We start from the raw sequence: 24,176 nt of genomic DNA on the forward strand, positions 1-24,176 counted from the left end.
ATATACCAGTTGACAAAAATTCGCGAAAAATAGAATTTATTCCATCCGATATAAAACCGGCTCTCACAAACAGGAATGACTCGATGTCCGCTGCAACACCCTCCCCTCAGGTCATTCCTGAAGACACCGTTAATGGCCAGCGCAGCAAAGCGCGCCGCATTCTCCTGAGCATCGCCACCCTCGCGCTGCTGGGCGGCCTTGGCTGGGCCGCGTGGTGGTGGCTGGACGGGCGCTTTATCGAGACCACCGACGATGCCTACCTGCAGGCCGACAGCATCAGCGTAGCGCCCAAGATCAACGGCTATGTGGCCGAGGTGCTGGTCAGCGACAACCAGAACGTGAAGCGTGGCGACGTGCTGGTGCGCCTGGATGCGCGCAAATACCAGGCGGTGAGCGACGAAGCCTCGGCGACGATAGCTGCGCGCAATGCCGACTACGCCAAAGCCCAGGCCGACCTGGTACAGCAAGATTCCACCATTGCCGAAGCCCGCGCCCAATTGCAAGGCGCCCAGGCCGACGCACAACACGCACAAACCGAAGTGGCCCGTTATGCACCGCTGGCCCGCTCCGGCGCCGAGCCAGAAGAACGCCTGGCGCAACTCAACAACCAACTGGCGCAGGCACGCAGCACCGTGGCGGCCAAACAGGCAGCGCTGCGCTCCAGCGAAACCCGCTACGGCACCCTGCAAGCCCAGCTCAAGCAGGCCCAGGCGCAACTCGGCGTGGCCAAGGCCAGCGAAGCGCAGAGCCAGCTGGATGTAGATGATGCGGTGATCCGCAGCCCGCTGGAGGGTCGGGTGGCCGACCGTGGTGTGCGCGTCGGCCAGTATGTGCAGCCCGGCACGCGCTTACTGACGGTGGTGCCGATCAGCGCGATCTACCTGACCGCCAACTACAAGGAAACCCAGATCGGCGCCATGCGTCCCGGCCAGGCCGTCACAGTGCACGTGGATGCACTGCCCGGCCGCAACCTGCAGGGGCATATCGACAGCCTGTCGCCCGGTACTGGCGCGCAGTTCGCCTTGCTGCCGCCCTCGAATGCCACCGGCAACTTCACCAAAATCGTGCAGCGTGTGCCGGTGAGGATTGCCCTTGATGTACCCGATGATATTCGCGCGTCGTTGATGCCCGGCCTGTCGGCCACCGTCGAAGTCGACACGCGTAGCCACGCGGCGGATGCCAACCATGGCTGAGGCGCTGATGGCCGAGGCCGTCGCCGAAAAACCGCGCAACGCCTCGTTGACCGACTGGATCGCCGTGGCTGCCGGGGCATTGGGCGCGTTGCTGGCGACGCTGGACGTGTCGATCACCAACTCGGCGCTGCCGCAGATCCAGGGCCAGATCGGCGCGACCGGCACCGAAGGCACGTGGATCGCCACCGGCTACCTGATGTCGGAAATCGTCATGATCCCGCTCGCCGCATGGCTGACGCGGGTATTCGGCCTGCGCCGCTTTCTGATCGGCACCGCGCTGATGTTCACCGCGTTTTCGATGTTCTGCGGCTTGTCCTCCAGCCTCGGTGCGATGATCGCCGGGCGCATCGGCCAGGGCTTTGCCGGCGGCGCCATGATCCCCACCGCGCAGACCATCGTGCGCACGCGCCTGCCCCCGCACCAACTGGCGATCGGCACCACCATGTTCGGCATGACCGTGATTCTCGGCCCGTTGCTGGGCCCGGTGATCGGCGGCTGGCTCACGGAAAACATCAACTGGCGCTGGTGTTTCTTTCTGAACCTGCCCATCAGCATTGCGCTGATCACCTTGCTGATCACCGGCCTGCCGACCGAGCGCATGAACCTGCAACGCTTTATCAGCGCTGACTGGTTGGGCATCCTCGGCCTGGCCATGGGTTTGAGTTCGCTGACCGTGGTGCTCGAAGAAGGCCAGCGCGAACACTGGTTTGATTCGCTGCTGATCATCTGGCTGAGCATCGCCACCGTCACCGGGTTCTTCCTGATTGCCGTGGGGCAACTGCGCTCAACAACCCCGATCCTGCGCCTGCAACTGGTGCTCAACAAAAGCTTTGGCAGCGTGCTGTTGATCGGCACAGCGGTCGGCGCCGGCATCTATGGCACGGCGTACCTGGTGCCGCAATTCCTGGGCATTTTGTCGGGCTACAACGCGCAGCAGTCGGGCGCGATCATGCTGTTATCGGGGATTCCGGCGTTTGTGTTGATGCCGATTCTGCCAAGAATGCTGGGCCGCTACGACCTGCGCTGGATGGTCGGCGCCGGGCTGTTGCTGTACTGGGCCAGTTGCTACGTCGACACCACGCTCACCACTGACAGCGTTGGCCATGACTTTATCTGGTCGCAACTGCTGCGCGGGTTCGGGCAGATCCTGGTGATGATGCCTCTAAGCCAATTATCCATGCGCTCGGTGCAAACCCACGAAGCCGGGGACGCTGCCGGGCTGTACAACATGTCGCGCAACCTGGGCGGCACCATCGGCCTGGCCCTGCTCGGCGTGTTGATGGACCGGCGCAGCCACTTTCACGACGACATGCTGCGCGAAGGCGTCCAGGCCAACAGCCAATTGGCCCAGGACCACATGGCAAGCAGCACCGCCAGCTACCTGGCACAAACCGGTGATGCGTCCACCTCACAGCTGCAAGCCTTTGCGCAACTGGCCAATGATATCGCGCGGCAAGCTTCGGTCATGGCCTACAACGACTCGTTTTATCTACTGGGACTGGCGATGCTGGCGTGCCTGCCCCTGATATTCATTCTGAAAAAGCGCACGGTAACCCGATGATCCCTCGCAAGCTTGCTCTTCTGTTCAGCGTTGCGCTGCTGTCCGCCTGCACGGTCGGCCCCGACTACCAGGGTGCCCCCAACGTTGCGCCAAAAACCCTGGCGGCCGGGCGCCTGCCGCATGCCGATAACACCTCCGCTGGCGCACCCGCTGTCGCGCAGTGGTGGCGCACGCTGGGCGACGCGCAGCTCAACGAACTGGTGGACAAAGCCCTGCGCAACAGCCCCGACATCGCCACCGCCCAGGCCCGGTTGAAGCAATCGCGCGCCAGCCTTAGCGGCGCACAGGCCAACGCGATGCCCAAGGTCAGCGGTGATGCTGCGATGCTCAAACTGCGCTCGCCCGACACCTCCGCGCTGGGTGGCAACAGTGGCGGCGGCCGCGGCCCGCTGAACCTCTACCTCGCCGGCTTCGATGCCAGCTGGGAAGCCGACCTGTTCGGCGGCACCCGTCGCGCCGTCGAGGCTGCGCAGGCCGAAGCCGACGCGTCCCAGGCGCAATTGGCCGATGCCCAGGTGCAACTGGCCGCCGAAATCGTCCAGGCCTACACCGACCTGCGCGACCAGCAAACACGCCTGGCACTGGTGGACTCCAGCGTCGACATCGAAAACCAGGCCCTGGACCTCACCCAGCAGCGCCGCGAGCGCGGCGTGGCCTCGCAACTGCAACTTGAACAAGTCATCACCCAAGCCGAAAACACCCAGGCCCAGCGCCTGCCACTGCAAGCCGCCATCGTCGAATCCCTCGACCAACTCGGCCTGCTTTGCGGCCTGGAACCCGGCGAACTGGATGGCCAACTCGCCGCCGCCCGCGCCCTGCCCGCCTTGCCCGGCACCGTGCCGCTGGCCGACCCGGCGGCGGTGCTGAGGGCGCGCCCGGATATCCGCATGGCCGAGCGTAAACTGGCCTCCAGCAACGCACAGATCGGCGAAAAAACCGCCGACTGGTTCCCCAAGCTCAGCCTCACCGGCGACCTGTCCTTCTCGGCCAGCGACCCCGGCCACCTTGCGCGTAAAGACAGCGGCACCTGGCTGGTCCTGCCGCGCATCACCTGGAACGCCCTCGACTTCGGCCGCGTCGCCGCCAGCGTCAAAGGCGCCGAGGCCGGACGCGATGAAGCCTTGGCGCAGTACAAGAGCGTGGTATTGAGTGCATTGCGCGATGCGGATGTGGCCTTGGCACGCTATGGGCGTCAGCGCCAGAATGTGGTGCTGCTGCGTAATGTGGAATCTTCGGCAGTACGCGCCGCCGACCTGACACGCCAGCGTTATCGCGCGGGCACGGCCAGCACCCTCGATTGGCTGGACGCCGAGCGCACGCGCTACCAGGCGCAAGAGAGCCGGATATCCGGCGACGCTGAACTGCTGAAGGATTTTGCCTCGCTGCACAAGGCGCTTGGGTTAGGCTGGACGCTGTAAAGGGTTCTACGCACATAAACCAAGGAACAACATGATCACCCTTCGTAAAGCGACAACGGCCGATATCGATACGCTGCGCGAGGTCGGTTGCCAGACCTATCGCGAGCATTTTTCGACATTATGGTCGCCTGCCGGTATGCACGGTTTTCTTGAGCAGGATTTTTCATCCAGTGCGCTGCGCCAGTCACTCGAGTTGCCAGGCAAGCATGCGTGGTTCACTGCTTTCGATGAACAAGGCAACGCCGTCGGGTTTGCCAAAGTGAATTGGTCGGTGCCGGCGCCGTTAACCGGTGAAGTGGGCGCGGAGCTGCAGAAAATCTACCTGCTCAAATCCGCCGCCGGCAGGGGTTACGGCAAACAACTGTTGCAGTGTGTTCGCGATGAAGTGGCGCAACGTGGTGAGCATTTACTGTGGCTGGACGTGCTCAAAACCAACGTCAGTGCACAGGGCTTTTATGAGGCATTCGGGTTTCGGCGCACGGGCGAAATCCCCTTCAGCACGGACCTTGCCGACATAGGGATGGTCGTCATGGGACTTCAATTGAAACAGCAGGCGCAGCGCTAAATGGCCGAACTGATAGAGGGCCTCGACGGGCCCAGAACCGCACAACAAGAACTGTTTTACGACCTTGACGATGCACGCGCAGTTATCGGCTGGTCGGTGGTGGAGCTGACGGCGATGGCCGCGAACGGCCGAACACCCGATGAAGCGGTGGCGCTGATGAAAATGTGCGCATTGCTGGCTGCGCAACAAGCAAAGCTTGGCGTGTACGCCGAAGAAGTGAAGGCGCAACGGATTGTCCGCGCTGAGGCCTAGCGAGTAATAAAAAAAAGGAATTTATACATGCCGTTTTCATTGGAAGAAAGAACCGCTTTGCTCGCTCTCAAGGGCGTAGGTCCCACCGTGATTACACGGCTGGAGCAGATGGGCATTGACTCATTGGAAGTGCTTGGAAAGTCGAACGTGAGCGACATTCTGGCGCAAGCATCGGCAGCAGTCGGGTCGACCTGCTGGAAAAACAGCCCCCAGGCACGGGCAGCCATTACAGCGGCCGTGGCGCTTGCGAGGGCGACTAAGCCACCCATGCCCACGACTCGCAGCGGAACGATATTATCCGGGGAACACACGGGCTGGACGATAACGATCCAGGATGACACCGCAGGTGAAACCGGAGGCTATTACCTCTACCTGGCCGACGAACAGCTCAACGGTTTCGATGCATGGTTTGAATCCATGGAGCCGCTGGAACGGGAGATTTCTGAACTGGAAGTTCGCTGGGATTAATGTGCTCGAGAGCAGTCAGTCAGCACTCGCTGATAACAAAGCGTTTCTGGAGGCAATAAATCGCCTTCCCACCGTGCGCATCACCCACCGACTGACTCGGGAAAACCTGATCAAGAAAATGCAGGCTGGCGTATTGATGCCCTACCCGGCAAAGCGCGGGCGCCTGCCAGAATGGTTCGCCCATTGGATGGATGGCAAACACCCCGCCACCTGGGTATCCATTGGCAAACCTGAAGACGTCAGCCCTGCTCTGCTGGGGTCCGTTCGTCAAAAAGAATGGCCCATGGCAATTTCGTTCCATGTGCCAAGTACAGACATCGTGATGCCACCTGGTTTTCTGAAACACCTGTATGGCTGCTACCAACAGCGGCTGCTCAATACGGTGAAGATCCCACACAACGCCGATCTGTATAAACGCGTCGGGAAAAATTGGCAGTTGCTGAGCCTTCTGGAACGCCAAGCACTGTACGCTCCGGTTGCTACGGCGGTGGCGGCTTAACAAAAGAAAGGGATGGATTCATGTCACTGAACATAGGTCCGTCCCTTCTCTCGGCAGCAGAGCATCAGCGCTGGTCGATTTCGATTTTTTGAGTTGGATCGGGGCTGTACTTTTGGCGTTTTAATTGCGGGTCGCCTTTGGCCAGGCAAAAGAAGAATATCTCCGCCTCCCCGCAGCCGCCGTGCAAGGCGCATTCGCTTGACTGCATGTGGTCTAGAAGAATTTCCCGGCCTTGAGACTCACAAAACTGATTCGCTTCTTTCAGCGCCTGGCCTTTCGCCGAGGCCGGCCCACCAAGGGGAACTCGCGTTGAGATGGTGTAGGTGTCAGGCCCCACTTTTATAGGACCGCTGTCGGCGCAGGCCGTGAGCATCGCAGTGACTAAAACCATTAGCCAGATTTTCATTGTTATCCCCCAGGAAAGGCATGAGGGTACATGGCAGCTCGCCAGCTCGCCTTATAATTTTACTTTCTGAACATCGCTAACGCTGCTCTGCTTGGTCTCGGACGTTTCCCACAAACTAACGAGGTTGAGCCATAGGAAGTGACTTGGTTAGGATTTGCCGTCGCAGTAATTACTGTGACCGGGCGTCGCAACCTGAATTATCTGAGTATTGCCCTTTGGAGCATCACTCTTGAAAACACCCACACCTGGCAACGACCATTCGACTAACGCGTTTAAAGTGAGGACAGAATTAAGCACGGAAGATGCGCTAGTGAATGCAAGTGAAATTTTGGCTTCGGCATCGGTTATGGCGAATGAACAAGCGTTCGGATCAACTGGATCTCGACGGTTTCAAATATTTGGGTTGGCGCAGCTGATTGAGAACGCGCAACTGCTCGTGGATGATGCGTTGGAGAAATTGAGCCCAATAGCCGCTGACCATTGACCGCCTAGCAATTGAACATGGGAAGACCACCTTTTTTAACATTCAGAAATTGTGGCCTGACCCCTTTTAGTCAAAAAAACCTCGCCGAAGCGAGGTTTTGACCGTGGCACAACAGCAATCAACTATTCGCCTGCGCTAAAAACTGCCGAATTTCCTCGTCGGTCTTGCCCTTCAACAGTTCTTTTAAGAGTTTGAATTGCTCTTCATCAGTAGGCTTAAAAGAGTCTAAAACTTCAAGCGACTGCTCCTTATCTAAAATGTTGTCTTTATCTTCCGATAGCGTGTAAGCATAAACCATATGATCAATAGACATAACAATCTCCTTTACATTAATATTTAATGGAGATGAAATCATCCATCGTCATTGATTTTTGTGAACCTGTGAAAATTAGCAGTTTCTTATACTGATTTGTAATTAAAAAGCGCATTCGACCGACATGCAAAATTATCAAAGTGCATCAGCAAAAGCCCTGGATAAAATCGCCCCAACATCCGAAATGAAGTCCTGCAACGCATTGTTCATGTAGTTGGCCCGAGGCTCAATGCGCGAGACATGCGCGGGGTTGCGGAACGGCTTTCAAATTGCAGGCATTAAAAAACCCCGTAGACCGTTGATCTACGGGGCTTCCAAGAGTGGAGGCCGAGGTCGGAATCGAACCGGCGTAGGCGGATTTGCAATCCACAATTAAAACTCTAAAAATCAATTAGTTAAATAAATTACTTTTCCGCATTTGTGATGTATTTAAACGGCCGGAGACCTTTGTTTGCGCGACGTTGATTTTTCATTGCGGAACTGTTTTTCGCTCCAATCTTGGCTGATCAGCATCGCCGCCGTCGCTTCACCCACTCCCTGAGCTGGCCCTCGACACAACGGCAAGACAGGCAGCTATCGGCCCAAAACATTCCTTCACGAAGAGCAGGAATTGGCTGATTCCTGCTGCCTGCAACCGACACAAGACCGAGCGCATGGGGCTATTTTTTGGGCGCCATAGATCACTCCCCCCATATTTCTTTGAGAAAATCGGGTCCTTGCGTTTTCTTAATTTACCGGTGGCTTCTTTAGGCCAACCGAGTCGCCGGCCTATTCGATGGCTACAAGGCATCTAGATCGATCGGGGCGAAAGCGACAGGCAGTTGCACCTTCACAGCGTCCCGTTGTGCCAGGGGTATCAACATGCCCATGCTCTGATCGAAAGAGTCCAATATGCGCGGCATAGCGGTCAACGGTTGGTCCAAGGGCTCAAAAAAATTATCCCAATGGATCGGGATCACGATTTTAGCGCCCGTCTGGACAACCGCCTCTTGCCAATATTGCGCGACAAACTCCGGGGTTTGTTTACCTAACGTTCCGATGCCAAGGAACACCACATCTGCCCTGACATCCTTGAACTTGCCTGGACTGTAATTACCACTGGCGATCACCAGAAGACGACGGCTGCCATGAGTAATCAGGTACGAGAAGTTTTCGCCAACTTTGAAATCCTCCTGCCGGGCAGGAGTGTGCAGCGGATGATCGATGAAACCTGGTGAGGTGGGATGTGGTGAATGCGGGGTCTCGAAGGCTTTGATTTGAAATTGACCAAACGAAAAAGAATCTCCGTCTTTGATTACCTTGATACGCTCAGGAGGTAATCCGGCACCCATAACGGCGTTGGCAGTCGATGCTGTACCCAATACCGTAGCGCCTGTTTTGAGAGCAACCAAGCCACTGTCCAGGACATGGTCGTAATGCGAATGCGCGACGAATATCGCTGCAAGCTTGGAAATGCCAGCGCTGCGCAAACTTGCATCAATGCGCTGCTCATTAGGCTGTATAGCCGTCAGTAGCACCGAATAAATACTTGGCCGTGAGAAAAAACCGTCCTCCATGATCGCAGTCTCCCCATCATCGAAGCTCAATGTGCCAGCGCCCAGAAAACGCACCGTCAAGTCCGGAGATCCTTGACCGACTTGCGGTCTTAGCGAAGCAAAGGGTTGAACCGAGGGTGATGAGAATTTCCATGCCCCCCAGAGCGCCCCTGCCAACACTGCCATAACAAATGCACAGCCCAACACTTTTTTGCTACGACTCACGCTACATCTCCTGATATTGATATTGAAATGGATAGGCATCGCTGCCCTCCATAGCCGGATCTAGTTTTTTATCTAAGCTGGCCCTCATATAAGACGAGACGCATTAAGCTACGCTGTAAGCGCCCGCTAAGTAAGCGTTGCCAATCACACTTTGCGATGACGCCAAGACTGTGTCTATATTAAACGGATCGTTTCCCCACGTCTCATATTCGTAATCCAGTCCAGATTGCCAGGTCGGCGGAGTCAGCCCAAGAATATCAATTTCCCTGGTTACTACCCGGCGCTGGTGTCCATGTTTGCAGTAGCGCTACAGCGCTGCCCAGAATTTCAGGCTGTCATCGATTGCTTTGCTGATGGCCGAACCTTCGGGCTCGAGGTCGCACTGGGCGCTCATCCAGGCATGCAAAATATTCATCACCAATTCACACCAAAACCGGCTGTATATCTAGCACTGTCCAAGTTGCTATTATCGGATTTACCCGCGACTACCGCGTGTTCATATTTCAGATTTAAGGAAGCCCATTCCGTGACACTGTAACGCAAGCCTAGCTCAGAGTCATAAGCATAATATGCTATATCGCTGAGTGGCCTTCCCAACTCACCCGATGTAAAAAATTCAAACTTTTTTCCAACCAGATATCGTTTGAAGTCCCAGCGGGCAGACGTGAAGTAAAACGTACTACTGCTACCGTCTGAGTACCCGAAACGCATACGATTCAACAGCGCTACGATGGTAAGCTTGCCTAATTGATCGTCCCAGAATTGGTAACCGGGACCGGTGCCAATTTTTCGCCTGGTTATTAGGTCTTCGAACTGATCCTTTTTGTAATTGAAGCCTCCTTCCCAAAGCCAGTTATCGGTTAGGAAACGATCCACGGAGTACTCGGCACTCCAGTTTGCCGTACTTGCAACCTCTGCGTCATCTTCGCGGACGTGAGCAGTCGCGCTATGCCGCCAAGAGCCACTGACAAAACTTGTTTGTGCCGCAAGTTCAACATTTTCACTCTCTGCCTTAGCCTTTTCGGCATGAAGCGCAAGGTCAATGTTCCCCTTCCAAATTGCAGCCGTGAGGTTGGGTTGGGGCTTCATAATCTGGTCGATATTGTTAAGGTCGACAAGACTCAAACCAACGCCCACACCAACTCGCACGTTGCCTTGCGGACCGGTTTGAATCGATTCAACAGTTCCTTGCAACTGGCCCACTTGCTTTACCATGAGCGGCTGTTTGCTTTCCAAAGTTTGAATCTGGTCCTTACTGATCGTTATATCGCCTCCGTAATTCGTACTCAGAACAAGATTTGCGCCCTCCATCAAAATGATGTCTCCGCTAACACGGTCACCATTTTTCAGCATTACATTGTCCGCAGATGCGCACAGTGAAAGAACGCTCACGTAGACAGAGCACGACAATATCACCGCTGTTAATCGCATGACGAACCCACCGGGCTTGAGAAACCTGCCATATGTCACAATTACCGTGTTTTACATTATGAAGAACCGCCCTCCGTTCGCTTTGCAGCGTGAAGTCAGCATCGCAATCTCAATGCCGTCGTTAGCCGCGAGATCTAAGTTTCTAAATAGAGCTATTTAGCTTGACCGATTCGAAATCATACAGGACTGCTGCGCATCACTTATTTACTTGACAGTTGACGCTCATACCAGCATTAAAGAAAACAAGCTATTTTATCCATAGCTTGTTTCGCTTCAGGTATCGGAAGGATTGGCCACACGTGAATCATTCCTCTCCCGATATGCAACTGAACCTCACCTCCAAGCGCCAACGTTTTCTCACAGAAATTAATTGCATCGTGGTGAATAATGTCGCGGGTGCCAGCGAAAATAAGGATCGGAGGTAGATTTTCTGGATCTCCGTTAATCGGACTTACGTAGTTGTGGTCCGTACCAAGACCTCCCGCATACATCATGCCGGCCGCTCTTAAACCTCTCGCGGAGAGCATTGGATCTGACTTCTCGGTTTTTGAAATTAACTCGTTACTCAACGTGACATCCATCCAAGGGCAGATCAATACTAGCTTAGTAGGTTGCACATATCCGATATCTGTTAACGCGAAGCAGAGGGCAACTGCAAGGCCGCCGCCAGCTGAGTCGCCCATTACATTCATTGCGTGACATCGAGCGTTAAAACAAGCAAGCTTATATATAGACAACATGCGAAAAATAACGGTTTTACATTTAGTCTCTGGTGCAAGGGGATAAAGCGGCACTATGATAATATAGCCATATCTTTCGACTAACGTTTGAAGAAAGCGCCAGTGCAGAAACGTAATAGGCCAAACGTAAGCTCCACCATGAAGATAGAAAATATGTTTGGAGCTTGCTTGGTCATCTTTAGGGGCTAGCCTGTAGACTTCGATACCATCAACCATTTGGAGTTCGATGGAGATTTTCTTTTGCATTTTAATAGTTGGTCTTGCAGGGCCCTGCTCTCGTGATTTCCGAAAACTCTTCAGCACTCTATCCAAGGAGCCATAAACTGATTTTCGCCTGACCAGCAAAAGATATGCTATAAGTGCGCGACTTCTAAAACTAGGTTTTTGAGGATTAGTTAGCGAGCCCACAATATATTCCAGTATAAATATTATTAAAAATTAAAATAAGTAATCGTTCAAACCAGCGTTGGTCAACCGGTCTAAGCAGTATTCGTTATTGCGAAACGACTCAACATTGGCGAATGGTACATCGCGGAACACTGCCGCCCACTCTCCAATGCCTGCTATTACCGCTTTTCATCGCACTATAGCGAGTTGGCCATCAGATGATTGGCCACCGCTCGATAGGCGGGCAAGGTAGTCGGATCGAAGTTCGAACTGCTAGCCAAGGGGTGCGAGGCATAACGCACAATGACCATTTTCGCCTTGGGGTCGATATACATGCTTTGTCCGTGGAGCCCACGTGCCGAGTAGACGCCATGAGTGTCGTGGGACACCCACCACATGTTGCGATAACTCCAGTTTGGCAGCAGCTCATAGCCTGCCTTGGCGAAGTCTTGCTGGCTGGCGCCCCCACGAATATTCGCGATCACGCTCTTGGGCACTATCTGCTGGCCATTAAACTTGCCGTCCAGGCGCATCATCTCGCCGAAACGGGCCAAGTCGCGCAACGAGGTGTTGAAACCGCCACCGGTAAACGCGGTACCCACCTCATCGACGATCAAGTAGGCGTCCTGCTCGGCCCCCAGCTTGCTCCAGATGCGCTCTTGTAGATTGACTGCGATGGGTTTGCCCGTCGCGCGCTGGATCACCCAGGACAAAACGTCGGTATTGACCGTCTTGTAAGCAAAGGCCTGACCGTGCTCGCCCTCTTTGCGCAGTTTCATCAGGTATTCGGTCACCGCGGTTGCGCCGACGTATCCCTCCGGTCGCGATGTCATATGGGCGGCTCGTAAGTACTCCCAGATTTCCGCTTTGGGGTCGGCGTAGTCTTCCGAGTAGCGAACACCGACTGTCATATCCATTACTTGGCGTACCGTGGCATCGCCAAATGCACTGTCCCTCAACTCCAGAACGTAGTGGCTGACCTTCGCCTGTGGGTCGATACTACCTTCCTCGACCAGCATCGCCGCCAAGGTGCCGATAAAAGATTTGGTGACCGACATGGCAATGTGCTGGCCCTGATCAGTCAACGCGCCGAAGTAGCGTTCATAGACCACTTGCCCGCGGTGCAGTACCAGGATCCCATCGGTGTAGTTGGCCTTCAGTGACTGTTCCCAGGTCATAGTGCGGTCGCTGCCCAGTAGGGTGAAGACCAGGGCGTCGATGTCTCCGCGTTCGGCGCGAGGTAACGGGCTGGCTGCTCCCTTTCCACGCGCGACCTGCACGCTTGGCAACAGCTCGCGCAGATGCGAGAACGACCAGCGCGTCTGCGGGAACTGCAGGATGCTGCTGAACCGCACGACCTTTTCCGGCACCGGCGGTGAACCTTGCATCCAGCCTATGACCTGCGGATCGCTGGCGTCGGCGCTGAGGAACTGCGGCTGGACGTCATGCTGGGCTATAGCGCTGCCCGGCAAGGTTTGCAGAGCGTCTATTTTCACTTGCATTTTAGTCTCCTTCGCACGCTTGATTACTCGGATTGCGTCGCAATCGGGTGGCCAGCAGGCCTTTTCTGTTCACAGCAACCAATTAGACCTAAGGCCGCAAGATCACACGGAGCTCTGTACTCAATTGCAGGTCGTGAATGCCTTTGAAGATCATCAAGAAGGTCTCACCCTTTTTAAAGTTGAGCCGGCCGTCATCGTTTCAGGGCATCGAAACGCAAACGCGCAGGCTGCCAACCAAGCGCAAACTCTGGCGAATTTTCTGGGAATGAGGTACAACCGTCCAATGCAAATATGAAGAGCGATTGATGCATTGAGCGACTTAATTGACTTGAAGCGAATTCGTCACCTGGTCTTGCTTGGAGAGGAACTGCACTTCTCCCGGGCTGCGGAGCGAGCCCATCTTTCGCAGACGGCGTTCAGCCGTAGCATCCAATCGCTGGAAAAAGACCTAAAGGTGCGCCTGTTTGATCGGGACACCCGCTCAGTGACGCTGACATGCGCTGGTCACCAGCTCATTGCTCGGGCGCGCGAGATGCTGGCGTGCGCCGACAAGTTGGTCGCGGAGGCCAGCGACATCGCCGGGGGGCAGGGAGGTGAACTCAACTTCGGCGTCGGCATGATGACCGCCAACACCACCCTTCCCAACGTGCTGCTGGCCTTGCGCAAGAGCGCGCCCAAGCTGGTGGTGACCCCTGAAGTCAATTACTGGCATCACTTGGCCAACCAACTGGCACAGGAAGACATCGAGTTTGTCGTAGCGAGCGTGCGGGTCGAGCAGGGGGTAGACCCACGCTTTGACGTTCGGAGTTTGCCGCCACAACCGGCCTCTATCTTCTGTCGCCACGAGCACCCACTGGCTCGACAGGCCGAGCCGGTGACGCATCAGCAACTACTCGCCTACCCGTGGGCTGCTGTGACCACGGACGACGTGCACGCCCGGGCGCTATTCGGAATGCCCTCGACGACACTACTGCCGTGGAAGTTGGTATGCAATGAGCTGAACTGCCTGCGTCAGGCCACGCTGACTAGCGACGCGCTACTGCTCACTTGGCAATCTTGGCTAGCGCCTGATTTGGAGAGTGGCGTGCTGATCGATCTAATCGAAAAAATCCAGCCTGCGATCCCCATACATTTGCGCTCTATCCCGGAAACCATCGTGTTTCATGCCGGCCGTACGTTGTCACCCATCGCCAGAAAAACCATCGCACTGATTATCGACGAGGCAGAAAAACGCCTGCCTGTCGTAACTCAGTCAGCGGCCATCTCGGACTAACTTCAGACTACGGTCGAGCTCCATCTGAGCAAACGAAGCGCTGGTCAGCATGAGAACCGAACTTTCTCTCTTTCCCCTCCGTTGTATGCAGGGCTGACTGACAAAGCAAACCCTTGCTTTGACGTTCGCCGAAACAAGGAAAAGCCACGGGACTATTATGCCGGTGAAACCGTATGGAACGCGGTATACGCGGAAGCGGTACAGGAGTTCAAGGACGCGATGGATCTGGCCTACCTGACCGGCCAACGTCCCGCCGATGTGCTCAAGATTGCAGCCACCGACTTGAACAATGGCTTTTTGCTGATTGGCCAGGGCAAGACCGAAAAACGCCTCCATCTTCGTTTGGAGGATGCCGGAATCCAATCCGGCCTGAGTAGCTTTATCGACGACCTGCAAGAACGCAGAGCCGTCAATGGAATCCGAACGTCAACCTTGATAACAAACGCGTCTGGACTTCGGATGAGCCAGCAGATGCTACGTATGACCGCTTCCGGCCGTTGTGGGCGCTTAGGCTCCTTAGTCTCAAGCACAATCCCACGTCCAATCGAGGAGAGGCATAACGATAACGGCGTCTTGAATTTCCCGAAAAAAGGCAGTGTTGCGGAAGTGATCCGAAAAATTGCGAAAGCGATGAGCAAATCTCAGACAATAAAAAACCCCGTAGACGTTAATCTACGGGGTTTTCAAGAGTGGAGGCCGAGGTCGGAATCGAACCGGCGTAGGCGGATTTGCAATCCGCTGCATAACCATTTTGCTACTCGGCCTCAAACGATCAATGCCCTGACTGCTGACATTCACCGCATAAAAACTTGAGTGGGCTGTAAAACCCTGTCTCTACTCTAACTCATTGAATGCATTGAAGTTTTAAATGCTTCGTTGCGTTCGATGGGCGCCATTATGTACGCATTTGCTTTTACCTGCAACCCCTTGATTTCAAAAATATTTCGTATAGTCATCAAGGAGTTGCGGGCCTGCCCTACTCCTGGATGCGCTGTTGCTGATAGTGCGGGTCGGCCTTGATCTGGGCTTCGGTGAAAGGCAGCGCGCGCAGCTTTTTCTCGGAGAAGGCTTGGGTCTGGTCCTTGGCGTGTTTGGATGCGGGGTTGCTGGATTCGGAGAAGGCCAGCACGCCCAGTGCCTGGGGGCCTTTGTCGTCGAAGGTGACGATTTGCAGGTAGCTGGTGCCGCTGACGACTTCGCGTTTGCCATCGGCGCGGGGCACGGTTTGCATGGCGTTGTAGATGCCCAGCTGTTGCGGGCCGCCGTGCATGGGGGTTTGGCCGCTGACCTGGATGTCGCCCCAGCGGGTGGCCTTGAGTTTACTGACCTCTTCACTGGAGGCCAGCATGGCTTCGCGCAGGGCTTTGGCCACCTCGATGTGGTCGATGGCCAGGCCACGGGGTGTGGTCAACGGCTGCGCCGGGTCGAAGGCAACGCGCCAGGCGTCGGGGATTTGTTGCAGGTGTTCGACCAGGTTAATGAAATGCACCAGGCCGATGCCACTGTCGAGGTTGGCGTGCTGGTCCCAGGCTTTCAGGCTGGTACACAACGGTTGCAGCGCGGCGGCGTCAGTGCCCAGATGTTTGGCGCAATATTCGAGCAGGTCTGGCATGACTTGGCTGGCGAGGTACACCTCGTTGTCCATGACCATGTTTTGCAGGTCGGCCACGCTGATCGGTTGCTTCTCCAGGGATTGCAGGCGCTGCACGGCGAAGCGTGCGCGCGGGCCGAGGCCGATGTGGTCCTGGCTGATCACCGGGGAGAAGCCGGTGAGTGGCGACTTGGGGTTGGCCAGCCACGCCGAGTCGTTGGAGTGTTGCACGTAGTCGGTGCGTTGCAGTTGCGGCAACTGGTCGGCAGCGAAGATGCCAGGTTGCGCTGCACGCGGGTCAACGTCCCAGGCGCAGGCGCTGTGGGCGCCGTCGAGCATGATCATTTGCAGGCCCGCGCGAGGGTCGTTGCATTGCGCCAGTTTGGCTGCGCTGACGTTGGGCACCACCGACAGGTTCATGTAGAGGCTCTGGCCCTGGTCGTCGGCGGCCACGGTATTGACCCACGGTATGCCTTGCAGGGTGTGCACCGAGGTTTGCAGTTCTTTAAGGCTGGTGGCGCGGTTCATCGCGTACCACTGTTGCAGCACGCGGTCGTTACCCAGGTTGGCGTCGCGCAGGCTGAAGGCGTAGTGGCTGTCCCAGTCGAGCTTGCCGGGCCATTGCACCACGGGGCCGAATTGCGAACTGTAGACCGTATGAGTGACCTCTTTGAGGCTGCCATCGGGTTGTTTGACTTGGACCTTCACCGCACGATGCTCCATAGCGATGGATTTCCCATCCAGCAGATAACGCGTGGAATCCTTGGGATCGAGGGTCAGCCGATACAGGGTGAAATGCTTGGACGTGTCCACCGTGTGGGTCCAGGCCACGTGCTGGTTAAAGCCGATATTGATCACCGGCAAACCCGGCAGTGCTGCGCCCATCACGTCCAGTTGGCCCGGGATGGTCAGGTGCATCTCATAAAAACGCATGCCACCGACCCACGGAAAATGCGGGTTGGCCAGCAGCATGCCACGGCCATTAAATGAACGATCACGGCCCACGGCCACGGCGTTGCTGCCACGGTCGAGGCTGAAGCGTTGCTGATTGGCTGCTGCCAGTTCAAAGGCCTTCATGCTCAACGGCACAGCGGCAGTGGCGTTAGGCGGCGTGGCGCCGACCAGGGCTTCGGCGAATTGGCCGACACCGCCTTCCACCAGCAGCCTGCGGGTCAGCTTGACCAGGTCTTCCACCACCAACGGGCGCACCCAGGTGGCGTGGCACTGGGTCGGTGCGCCCTGCTCTTTCAGATAACGGTTGTAGCCGGCGACATAGCCTTCGATGCGCTGCTGCATCTGTGGGGTTTGCGCCTTCCAGAATGCGGCAACCGCCTGGGGCGTATTCAGCCAGTTGAAAAACACATCACTGGCCAGGTTGTTGCGCTCTTCGAGGGCCGCCTGGTCCGGGCCGAAAAACCGCGCACGCTCGCCGTTCACCGTGACCACTTCATTGGCCAGCAGGCACAGGTTGTCTTGCGCATACGCGTAACCAATACCGTAACCCAAGCCACGCTCATCATTGGCGCGGATGTGCGGCACGCCGAAGGTGGTGCGGCGAATATCGGCTGAAGCCTGTGTCACCTGTTCACGCGCTGAAGCGTTCAGGCTCAGCCCCAGCAATAGCCCTGCCACGCACGCCTTGGACAACCGGTTGGAAATAATCACGCAAGCTCCACAGTCAATTTGGACACCCTTACAGGGGGCAACGACCCCACCGTAAGAACGCAGGCAACCGGGAATAATTTAGCCGCAGCGGGTGTTTTTTAAGGGCGGTCGACGTGTGACAAAGCGGATACCGACAAAATTTCTACATCCAGGACTTCATGATTTCGCTCGCTCGTTCGTCTTATTCAAATAAGAGCGCCATCATTTTCCTGATCAGGCTCTGATAAGGAGTTTTTTGCATGTACAACCCGCAACCGCCCATGGATGGACATTCACCGGCTGCCGACGCCAATTACGGCGGCGGCGCACAAGCGTTCGGCAAAGCGCCGGAGCACGGCAACCAGCGTATCCGCCATTTGCTCAAGTGCTTCGGTTTGCGCACCAGCCTGATCCGGCTGAAGGTCATTGACGCCCTCCTCACTGCTGCCGACAACCAGCGCACATTGGGCGTGCGCGGTGTGCACAGCCATTTGCTGGAGCTGGGCATTCCGTTGTCGTTTCTCAGTGTGCGCGAGGTGCTGAAGCGCCTGTGCAGCGAGGGCGTGATCACCCTCAATGCCGATAAGAGCTACAGCCTCCATGCAGAGGCTGCCAAAGTGCTCGACAGTCGCGCCTGACGCTTTCGCTCGGCGCTCCAGCAGGCATCAGAAGTGAGGCTTGACCTTGCGACGCATGATGCCGTTGATCACCACTACCACGACGGCAATCGCAATCGCCAGGTACTGGAACGTTTTTTCGCTGATCACGCCGGTGTTTTGCAGATAAGACAGGCCAAACATCGACGCCAGTACTGTCAGGGCGATCAGAATCGAATATTTCAAACGTTGCTTTTGGGTCATGACGGGTTCCTGAAGCTTAAGAATGTATCCACTTTGTATCGCCGAGCATGCCAAGCACATACCCGGTTACGGGGATGGCACCGGTTCGGCAGGGTCATATGTTACAGGCGCTGAGAAATTTTGGCTTGTTCCGCGCCTGATTGAACCTGTCGGTACTTTAGAGGATTTGAAAATGCTCCGTCGAATCACACTGTTGATTCCATTGCTGATCATGTTGACCATGAGCGGCTGCTTCTTTTTCCCACGTGGCGGCGGTGGCGGCTGGCACGACCACGACCATCGCTACGATGGCGGCCGTGGCTACGAGCACCGCTGACACCACGCGCGTCTCGCTTTGCAGTGAGCAAAGCGAGACGCCTGCAGTCAGCCTGCATGCACCCAACGTTGATATAGCCAGCGCGCAAAGGCATCCAGCGCAAACCCCAGCAAGCCGATCACCACCACCATCGCCATCAACTCCGAATACGCCAGGCGGTCACGCGTGTCGAGGATGTAATACCCCAGCCCCGCGCTCACCCCGAGCATTTCGCACGGCACCAGCACGATCCACAAAATGCCAATGGCCAGGCGCACGCCGGTCAGCACATGCCCGACTACGCCGGGAATGATCACCCGTCGCAGGGTTTCCCAGCGCGTGGCGCTCAGGCTTTTACTCAGTTGCAACCAACGCGGGTCCAACTGGCGTACGCCAGCGGCGGTGTTGAGCATGATCGGCCACACCGCCGCAAACGCCAGCAGGAAGTAAATCGGCTGGTCACCCACGCCCATCAACATCACCACAATGGGCATCCAGGACAGTGGCGAGATCATCCGCAGAAACTGGAACGCCGGTGTGGTGGCGGCCTCCAGGTTGCGCGAACTGCCCACCAGCAGCCCCAACGGCACACCGACCAACAAGGCCAGAAACAGCCCAACGAATATGCGCTTCAGGCTCACCGCGATGTGCAGGTACAGCTCGCTGCGCCCGAGCAATTCCCACAAGCTGCTTGCCGTTGCCGCCAGCGAAAAGCGCGCCGACAAGCCATCGGTATCGCCAAACACTTTCACACCCAACCACCACAGCAACAGCAAGCCGGCCAAACCACTCAGCCCCAGCCACCAGCCAGGGATTCTGCCGTTGTTCAAACGCCGATCTCCTCGTGCCGTTCGTAACCGTCGGGCAAACCGAAGGTTTTCATGCCGCCCACGGATTCGATGGCATTGCGCACGAAGCGGTCGTCCACCAGGTCCTTGGCCACGAACGTTGGGTCCAGGTCAGCGAGGAATTTCTTGTCGCCTTCGATCAAAGTGTCCTTCAAGCGCCGTACCAATTCCTCGGTGTAGCTGGGAAATGGGTACGGCTGGAAGTCGATGCGATGCTCGTCCCAGTTGGCATGCTGGATCGCGCCGTCAGCCAGGTACGCGGCACGGTCGGCGGCGGCCGGGGCCAGCACCTTGCTCAACACCGGCTCGGCGTGCGGTGTATAGCGGTTCGGGCCGTCCTTGGACAGCAGCTTCACCGCCTCTTCGCGGTTCTCGCGAGTCCACACCTGCGCCTTGACGATGGCATTGACCACCTTCTGCGACCACTCCGGGCGGTTGGTCAGGTCATGCTCGTGCATGAACACCACGCAGCAGGCGTGGTTGCGCCACACATCGCCGGTAAAGCGCTGCACGCGGCCGACCTTGAGGTTTTCCGCCAGGGCGTTGAACGGCTCGGCGACGATGTAGCCGTCAATGCGTTTACTCGCCAATGCCGGCGGCATATCCGAAGGCGGCAACACGATCAGGTTGACCTCATTGGCCGCAATCGCAGCCCCGGCGGCACGCGCTACTGGCGTGAGGCCGTTGTCGCGGAACAGTTGCTGCACCACTACGTTGTGGATCGAGTACCAGAACGGAATCGCCACCGACTTGCCGCCTAATTGCTTCACCTCGGTAATGCCCGGCGAAACCGTCAGGCCCGAACCGCCGACATGGTTCCAGGCCACGACTTTGGCCGGCACCTTGCTGCCGTAGCGCGCCCATACCGTCATCGGCGACAGCAAGTGAATCACGTTGACCTGCCCGGAAATAAACGCCTCGATCACCTGCGCCCAACTGCGCAACAGCACCGGGCGCTCGGCCTTGATGCCTTCGGCCTCGAACAAACCGTTGTTATGCGCCACCAGCAAGGGCGTGGCGTCGGTGATCGGCAAATAGCCGATGCGTACCGGCGCGTCCGGCTCGCTGGCGGCGCGGGCTTGCAGGCTGCTGAGCAGCGGCAAGGCACCGGCGGCACTGAGCACCGCCGAGAGTTTGAGAAAGTCACGGCGCGAGTGCGTAAGGTCATCCAGACACATGTGAAAACTCCTGTTGATCAATGGGGTTGGGTTGAGGGCGGCTCGCCTGCCGTAAGGTTTTCAGAATCTCGATACGCAACGCGCCGATGGCTTCAACCTGCTCTTCGCGCGGTTGCGGCAAATCTATGCGCCATTCGCCCAAGGTCCGCGCCGGGCGGTTGCCCAGTAGCAGGATGCGGTCGGATAGCAGCAGCGCTTCGTCGATGTCGTGGGTGATCAATACCGCCGCCGAACCCTGCTCGCGATTGACCTTGAGCAGCAGGCGCTGCATGTCGGCGCGGGTGACTTCATCCAGCGCGCCGAACGGCTCATCCAGCAGCAACACCTGCGGCTGGCGGGCGAGGCAACGGGCCAACGCGGTGCGCTGGGCCATGCCGCCGGACAACTGCGCTGGAAACTGCTGGCGCGCATGTTCCAGGCCGACCGCCGCAATGGCGTGGTCGACGCGCTGGCGGCGCTGCTCAAGGCTCAAGTGCGGCTGACGGGCGAAATCCAGGCCAAAGGCGACGTTCTTTTCCAGGTTCAGCCAGGGCAACAGGCTGGGGTCTTGAAACGCCACTGCCACCCGTGGATGCGGCCCGGCCAGCGGCTCGCCCAGCACCTGCACGCTACCGCCATGCGGCGCCTGCAAACCGGCCAGCACGCGCAGCAGGCTGGATTTACCCACGCCGCTGGGGCCGAGGATCGACACCACTTCGCCCGGCTGCAGCTGCAAATCAAACCCTTGCAACACCGGCCCGCTGGCATAGCCCAGGCAAATACCCTCGGCGCTCAGTACCGCCTGACTCATAGGTTGGCCTGACGGTGCAGCTCGGTGCGCAGCTGCACCAGGCTTGGCGTCACGATCGGCACAAAGGCCGACTCGCGCCAGCGCCGTGCAAAGCCACTGCCATGGGCTGTGAGGTAGGCCTTGCCACCACTGGCTTGCAGTTCCAGCTGCACCGCGCTGGCGGCGGTTTCGGCCAGGGCGATGCGCAGTTTGAACAAGGGCACCGGCTCGACGGCAAAACGACCGGCCAACAGGCCGCCTTTAAGTTCTGTGACCAGGTGATCGAGGGTCGCTCGCAAGGCTTCCAGCTCGTCACGCAACACCGTGCGTGAGGAGCCCAAATGGTTGGCCACTTCCGCCAGTGAGCGCCTCGCCAGGCCAATGGACATGCCGCACTGCAAACCCAGGAACGCCGGGCGTACGGCCGGCAGAAACTTGCGTGCATCTTCATGCAGCAACCAGTCGCGGCTCAGCTCCACGCCTTCCAGGCCCAGGGCCGCGGTATTGCTCGATTGCAGGCCCATCAGTTCCAGGTCACGCGAACGCTGCAGCCCTGCGACCGAATCCGGGATGGCCAGAATAAACGGCGCGCCGCCGCCGGCATGCTCAATCGCCGCCGCCGCAACAAAACCGTTCTTGCGCAGGTTGGTCACCCAGTGCAGGCGGCCATTAAGGGTCCAACCGTCTTCGGTCGGCTCCGCGCTGATTTGCAGGGTCTCGATGCCGGACAAAAATTTCATCGCGTTCGACAGCCCGGTCGCCCCGGCCAGCTTGCCGCTGAGCAGGTCCGGCAACAGTTGCTCGCGCAGCCGCTCATTCGGGCTCTGCAACAAATATTCGATAAAAGAGCGCTGGCCCCAACACACAAACGCCGCCGCCAGGGAATGGCTGGCCACGTTGGCAATGGCTTCCACCGCGCCGGTCACATCACCGCCCAAGCCGCCCAGCGCCTTGGGCACGCCAATGCTTAATACATTCGACTCTGCCAGCCTTGGCAGCACTTCCTGTGGATCGCAACTGCCCACATCCAGGGCCTGCGCTTGAACATCGAGCCAACGGCTCAAGATAGGGTCAAGCATTCGTTTCTCCTTTTTACAGCAGGTGGACCATCGCCGATTCAGCTTGCCGGTTTTTCCCAACGGTATTGCGCCAGCTCCGGGTTCAGCGGGGTACGGGCAAACACGTTAGCGAAGTTGCACAGGGTTGCCAGGCTGACGCCCAAAATAACTTCCAGCGCCTGGCCCTCGGTATAACCGGTGGCGCGGAACGCTTCAAAACCCGCGTCGCTGACATCGCCACGGGTAGCGATCACTTCGCGGGTGAAGGCGGCGAGTGTCTCATAACGGGCGTTGGGCAATTCACCGCGCTGGCGCAGGGCGTCAATCACGTCTTCGGGCAGCTTGGCTTTATTGCGCGCGACAGCGGTATGGCCGGCCACGCAGAAATCGCAGCCGTGGGTGGTGGCGGCAATCAGCTGCACCACTTCGCGGTCGGCCAGGCTCAGCTCAGACTTGGCGTTGAGCCCGGACACGGTGATGTAGGTTTCCAGCGCCGCCGGTGCATTGGCCAACACGGCGAGCAGGTTGGGAATGAAACCCGAGCCTTTGAGGGCATTTTCCAGGAAGGGCTTGGCCGCTTCCGGAGCGGTTTCGGGGGTGAGCAACGGTACACGGGACATGGAGTGGTCTCCTGATGGGTTCATCGCCTAAGTCTGTTGGTTATAAAAAAACGCCTCAATAGGCTAAAGTAGCGATTACTTGCTCTAGAGTCTTTCCGTTAGATGAATTCGTCCAGTGCGCTCGTTGATTGGTTATTAGACAGCCTCGAACTCAACACCAGCCTGTTCCATGTCGGCCGCTATTGCGGCGCGTGGCATGCCAGCACCCATGGGCTGGCCAGCGCGAGTTTCCACCTGATTGTGCAGGGCCAATGCTGGTTGCATATTGACGGCGAACCCCTTCCCCATCACCTGAATAATGGTGATGCGGTGTTTCTGCTGCGTGACCTCGAGTATCGGCTGTCTGGCGAGGCCACGGCCGCGGCAGCGCAGGAATGCCCGCGCCGACCGATGCTGGCGCTGGACAGCAACGCCGAAGATGGCGTCGGCCTGGTCTGCGGTTTTTTTCACTTCCATTCCGGTTTGTCGGCGATGATCGTCGACGGCTTGCCCGCCTGGATCATCCTGCGCGCCGGCGACCCATCGCTTACTGCCGCGCGTAATCTGTTCGAATTGATCCTGCAAGAGTGCGAGCGCGTCCCGGCGCCCTCCTCGGCATTGCTCGAGCGTTTGTGCCATTTATTGTTTCTGTATGTGCTGCGTCAGCAAGTCATCGATAACAGCGAACTGGGCGGTCTGGCGGCACTGGGCCGACAACCGGCATTCGCCGAGTTGCTCGAGCAATTGATCGCCCGACCGGCAGACCCATGGACCCTGGAAAGCATGGCAGCCTGCACCGGTTTGTCGCGCTCGGCATTTTTCAAGCGTTTCAGCGAGCTGTGCGGGCAATCGCCGGGGCAGGTGCTGTTGATGATGCGCATGCGCCATGCCTGCCGCCTGTTCAAAGAAGACATGACCGTGGCCGATGTGTCACTGGCGGTGGGTTATCAGTCGGTGGCAGCGTTTACTCGGGCGTTCTACAAGACCACCGGCCAGCAGCCTGGGGCTTATCGCAAAGGTCAATGGCGGAATTAGCAACCAGGAAAGCCGGAAATCGCATGAAAACGCACCACACAACAGGC

General features: G+C 57.5%; 25 protein-coding genes, 1 tRNA gene and 2 pseudogenes. 12 read left to right on the top strand and 16 right to left on the bottom strand.

Annotated features, from left to right (window positions below):
• Window positions 1-83: 83 nt before the first annotated feature.
• From HU759_RS15955 to HU759_RS15985, 7 genes and pseudogenes are all read left to right on the top strand, one after another.
• Complete coding sequence (locus HU759_RS15955) at window positions 84-1,193, top strand: HlyD family secretion protein (RefSeq protein ID WP_170037560.1); 1,110 nt, start codon at window positions 84-86, stop codon at window positions 1,191-1,193.
• Window positions 1,186-2,754, top strand: coding sequence for a DHA2 family efflux MFS transporter permease subunit (locus HU759_RS15960; protein WP_099549688.1), 1,569 nt, complete (start codon window positions 1,186-1,188; stop codon window positions 2,752-2,754). The genes HU759_RS15955 and HU759_RS15960 overlap by 8 nt, the downstream gene beginning before the upstream one ends.
• Window positions 2,751-4,172 (top strand): efflux transporter outer membrane subunit, encoded by a 1,422-nt coding sequence (locus HU759_RS15965; RefSeq protein WP_186616857.1) that lies wholly within the window; start codon window positions 2,751-2,753, stop codon window positions 4,170-4,172. Before HU759_RS15960 ends, HU759_RS15965 begins: the two co-directional genes overlap by 4 nt.
• Before the next feature lie 31 nt (window positions 4,173-4,203).
• Entirely contained in the window at window positions 4,204-4,737 is a 534-nt protein-coding gene (locus HU759_RS15970; protein WP_186616856.1) for an N-acetyltransferase, read from the top strand.
• A complete protein-coding gene (locus HU759_RS15975; RefSeq protein ID WP_056860128.1) occupies window positions 4,738-4,989 on the top strand; it encodes a hypothetical protein in 252 nt (83 codons plus the stop codon).
• A gap of 27 nt (window positions 4,990-5,016) precedes the next feature.
• A pseudogene (locus tag HU759_RS15980) lies at window positions 5,017-5,247 on the top strand (helix-hairpin-helix domain-containing protein); the annotation flags it as partial.
• 211 nt (window positions 5,248-5,458) lie between these two features.
• Window positions 5,459-5,956: a hypothetical protein gene (locus HU759_RS15985; protein ID WP_177033181.1), complete on the top strand. Its 498-nt coding sequence runs from the start codon at window positions 5,459-5,461 to the stop codon at window positions 5,954-5,956.
• A gap of 64 nt (window positions 5,957-6,020) precedes the next feature.
• On the opposite strand, the gene HU759_RS15990 is transcribed toward HU759_RS15985, so the two are convergent.
• A complete protein-coding gene (locus HU759_RS15990) occupies window positions 6,021-6,362 on the bottom strand; it encodes a hypothetical protein (protein WP_225932992.1) in 342 nt (113 codons plus the stop codon).
• Window positions 6,363-6,591: 229 nt separating this feature from the next.
• Between HU759_RS15990 and HU759_RS15995 the strand changes: the two genes are divergently transcribed.
• The gene (locus tag HU759_RS15995) at window positions 6,592-6,846 is read left to right on the top strand and encodes a DUF3077 domain-containing protein (protein ID WP_170037571.1); all 255 of its coding nucleotides are present in this window, start codon (window positions 6,592-6,594) and stop codon (window positions 6,844-6,846) included.
• A 118-nt stretch (window positions 6,847-6,964) separates the two neighbouring features.
• On the opposite strand, the gene HU759_RS16000 is transcribed toward HU759_RS15995, so the two are convergent.
• The 6 genes and pseudogenes from HU759_RS16000 to HU759_RS16025 form a co-directional block, all read right to left on the bottom strand.
• Window positions 6,965-7,159 (bottom strand): hypothetical protein, encoded by a 195-nt coding sequence (locus HU759_RS16000; protein WP_186616854.1) that lies wholly within the window; start codon window positions 7,157-7,159, stop codon window positions 6,965-6,967.
• Between the two features lie 779 nt (window positions 7,160-7,938).
• Entirely contained in the window at window positions 7,939-8,919 is a 981-nt protein-coding gene (locus tag HU759_RS16005; RefSeq protein WP_217858118.1) for an MBL fold metallo-hydrolase, read from the bottom strand.
• Window positions 8,920-9,022: 103 nt separating this feature from the next.
• Window positions 9,023-9,217 (bottom strand): annotated as a pseudogene (locus tag HU759_RS29875) (kinase); the annotation flags it as partial.
• A 116-nt stretch (window positions 9,218-9,333) separates the two neighbouring features.
• On the bottom strand, window positions 9,334-10,272 hold the full coding sequence (locus tag HU759_RS16015; RefSeq protein WP_225932993.1) for a DUF481 domain-containing protein: 939 nt from the start codon (window positions 10,270-10,272) through the stop codon (window positions 9,334-9,336).
• Window positions 10,273-10,583: 311 nt separating this feature from the next.
• Window positions 10,584-11,336 (bottom strand): alpha/beta hydrolase, encoded by a 753-nt coding sequence (locus HU759_RS16020; protein WP_186616852.1) that lies wholly within the window; start codon window positions 11,334-11,336, stop codon window positions 10,584-10,586.
• A 338-nt stretch (window positions 11,337-11,674) separates the two neighbouring features.
• Window positions 11,675-12,979: a serine hydrolase gene (locus HU759_RS16025; RefSeq protein WP_186616850.1), complete on the bottom strand. Its 1,305-nt coding sequence runs from the start codon at window positions 12,977-12,979 to the stop codon at window positions 11,675-11,677.
• 310 nt (window positions 12,980-13,289) lie between these two features.
• Here HU759_RS16025 and HU759_RS16035 point away from each other — a divergent pair, with 310 nt between their 5' ends.
• Window positions 13,290-14,252 (top strand): LysR family transcriptional regulator, encoded by a 963-nt coding sequence (locus tag HU759_RS16035; protein WP_017138895.1) that lies wholly within the window; start codon window positions 13,290-13,292, stop codon window positions 14,250-14,252.
• On the opposite strand, the gene HU759_RS30040 is transcribed toward HU759_RS16035, so the two are convergent.
• The 3 genes from HU759_RS30040 to HU759_RS16050 form a co-directional block, all read right to left on the bottom strand.
• Window positions 14,232-14,648: a hypothetical protein gene (locus HU759_RS30040; RefSeq protein WP_026013832.1), complete on the bottom strand. Its 417-nt coding sequence runs from the start codon at window positions 14,646-14,648 to the stop codon at window positions 14,232-14,234. The two genes, HU759_RS16035 and HU759_RS30040, sit on opposite strands and share 21 nt — an antisense overlap.
• 294 nt (window positions 14,649-14,942) lie before the next feature.
• A tRNA-Cys gene (locus HU759_RS16045) sits at window positions 14,943-15,016 on the bottom strand.
• A 212-nt stretch (window positions 15,017-15,228) separates the two neighbouring features.
• On the bottom strand, window positions 15,229-17,508 hold the full coding sequence (locus HU759_RS16050; RefSeq protein WP_186616848.1) for an acylase: 2,280 nt from the start codon (window positions 17,506-17,508) through the stop codon (window positions 15,229-15,231).
• 239 nt (window positions 17,509-17,747) lie between these two features.
• On the opposite strand from HU759_RS16050, the gene HU759_RS16055 reads away from it, so the two are divergent.
• Window positions 17,748-18,125: a fe2+ zn2+ uptake regulation protein gene (locus HU759_RS16055; RefSeq protein ID WP_099549681.1), complete on the top strand. Its 378-nt coding sequence runs from the start codon at window positions 17,748-17,750 to the stop codon at window positions 18,123-18,125.
• Between the two features lie 27 nt (window positions 18,126-18,152).
• Here HU759_RS16055 and HU759_RS16060 read toward each other — a convergent pair whose 3' ends face one another.
• The gene (locus HU759_RS16060) at window positions 18,153-18,347 is read right to left on the bottom strand and encodes a hypothetical protein (RefSeq protein ID WP_017138898.1); all 195 of its coding nucleotides are present in this window, start codon (window positions 18,345-18,347) and stop codon (window positions 18,153-18,155) included.
• Between the two features lie 172 nt (window positions 18,348-18,519).
• On the opposite strand from HU759_RS16060, the gene HU759_RS16065 reads away from it, so the two are divergent.
• Complete coding sequence (locus HU759_RS16065; protein WP_169986206.1) at window positions 18,520-18,663, top strand: hypothetical protein; 144 nt, start codon at window positions 18,520-18,522, stop codon at window positions 18,661-18,663.
• Between the two features lie 47 nt (window positions 18,664-18,710).
• On the opposite strand, the gene HU759_RS16070 is transcribed toward HU759_RS16065, so the two are convergent.
• From HU759_RS16070 to HU759_RS16090, 5 genes are read right to left on the bottom strand one after another with little or no spacing between them, the layout of a single operon-like run.
• Window positions 18,711-19,472: an ABC transporter permease gene (locus tag HU759_RS16070; RefSeq protein ID WP_170037583.1), complete on the bottom strand. Its 762-nt coding sequence runs from the start codon at window positions 19,470-19,472 to the stop codon at window positions 18,711-18,713.
• On the bottom strand, window positions 19,469-20,668 hold the full coding sequence (locus tag HU759_RS16075) for an ABC transporter substrate-binding protein (protein WP_170037586.1): 1,200 nt from the start codon (window positions 20,666-20,668) through the stop codon (window positions 19,469-19,471). Before HU759_RS16075 ends, HU759_RS16070 begins: the two co-directional genes overlap by 4 nt.
• Window positions 20,655-21,458 (bottom strand): ABC transporter ATP-binding protein, encoded by an 804-nt coding sequence (locus HU759_RS16080; RefSeq protein ID WP_170037589.1) that lies wholly within the window; start codon window positions 21,456-21,458, stop codon window positions 20,655-20,657. Before HU759_RS16080 ends, HU759_RS16075 begins: the two co-directional genes overlap by 14 nt.
• The gene (locus tag HU759_RS16085) at window positions 21,455-22,516 is read right to left on the bottom strand and encodes an acyl-CoA dehydrogenase family protein (RefSeq protein ID WP_169986208.1); all 1,062 of its coding nucleotides are present in this window, start codon (window positions 22,514-22,516) and stop codon (window positions 21,455-21,457) included. The genes HU759_RS16080 and HU759_RS16085 overlap by 4 nt, the downstream gene beginning before the upstream one ends.
• A gap of 38 nt (window positions 22,517-22,554) precedes the next feature.
• Window positions 22,555-23,115, bottom strand: a complete 561-nt coding sequence (locus HU759_RS16090; RefSeq protein WP_170037592.1) for a carboxymuconolactone decarboxylase family protein — start codon at window positions 23,113-23,115, stop codon at window positions 22,555-22,557.
• 102 nt (window positions 23,116-23,217) lie between these two features.
• On the opposite strand from HU759_RS16090, the gene HU759_RS16095 reads away from it, so the two are divergent.
• Entirely contained in the window at window positions 23,218-24,129 is a 912-nt protein-coding gene (locus tag HU759_RS16095) for an AraC family transcriptional regulator (protein WP_017138905.1), read from the top strand.
• The last annotated feature ends 47 nt before the right edge of the window (window positions 24,130-24,176 follow it).

The sequence above is a fragment of the Pseudomonas sp. OE 28.3 genome, assembly GCF_014268205.2.
Taxonomy (GTDB): domain Bacteria; phylum Pseudomonadota; class Gammaproteobacteria; order Pseudomonadales; family Pseudomonadaceae; genus Aquipseudomonas; species Aquipseudomonas edaphica.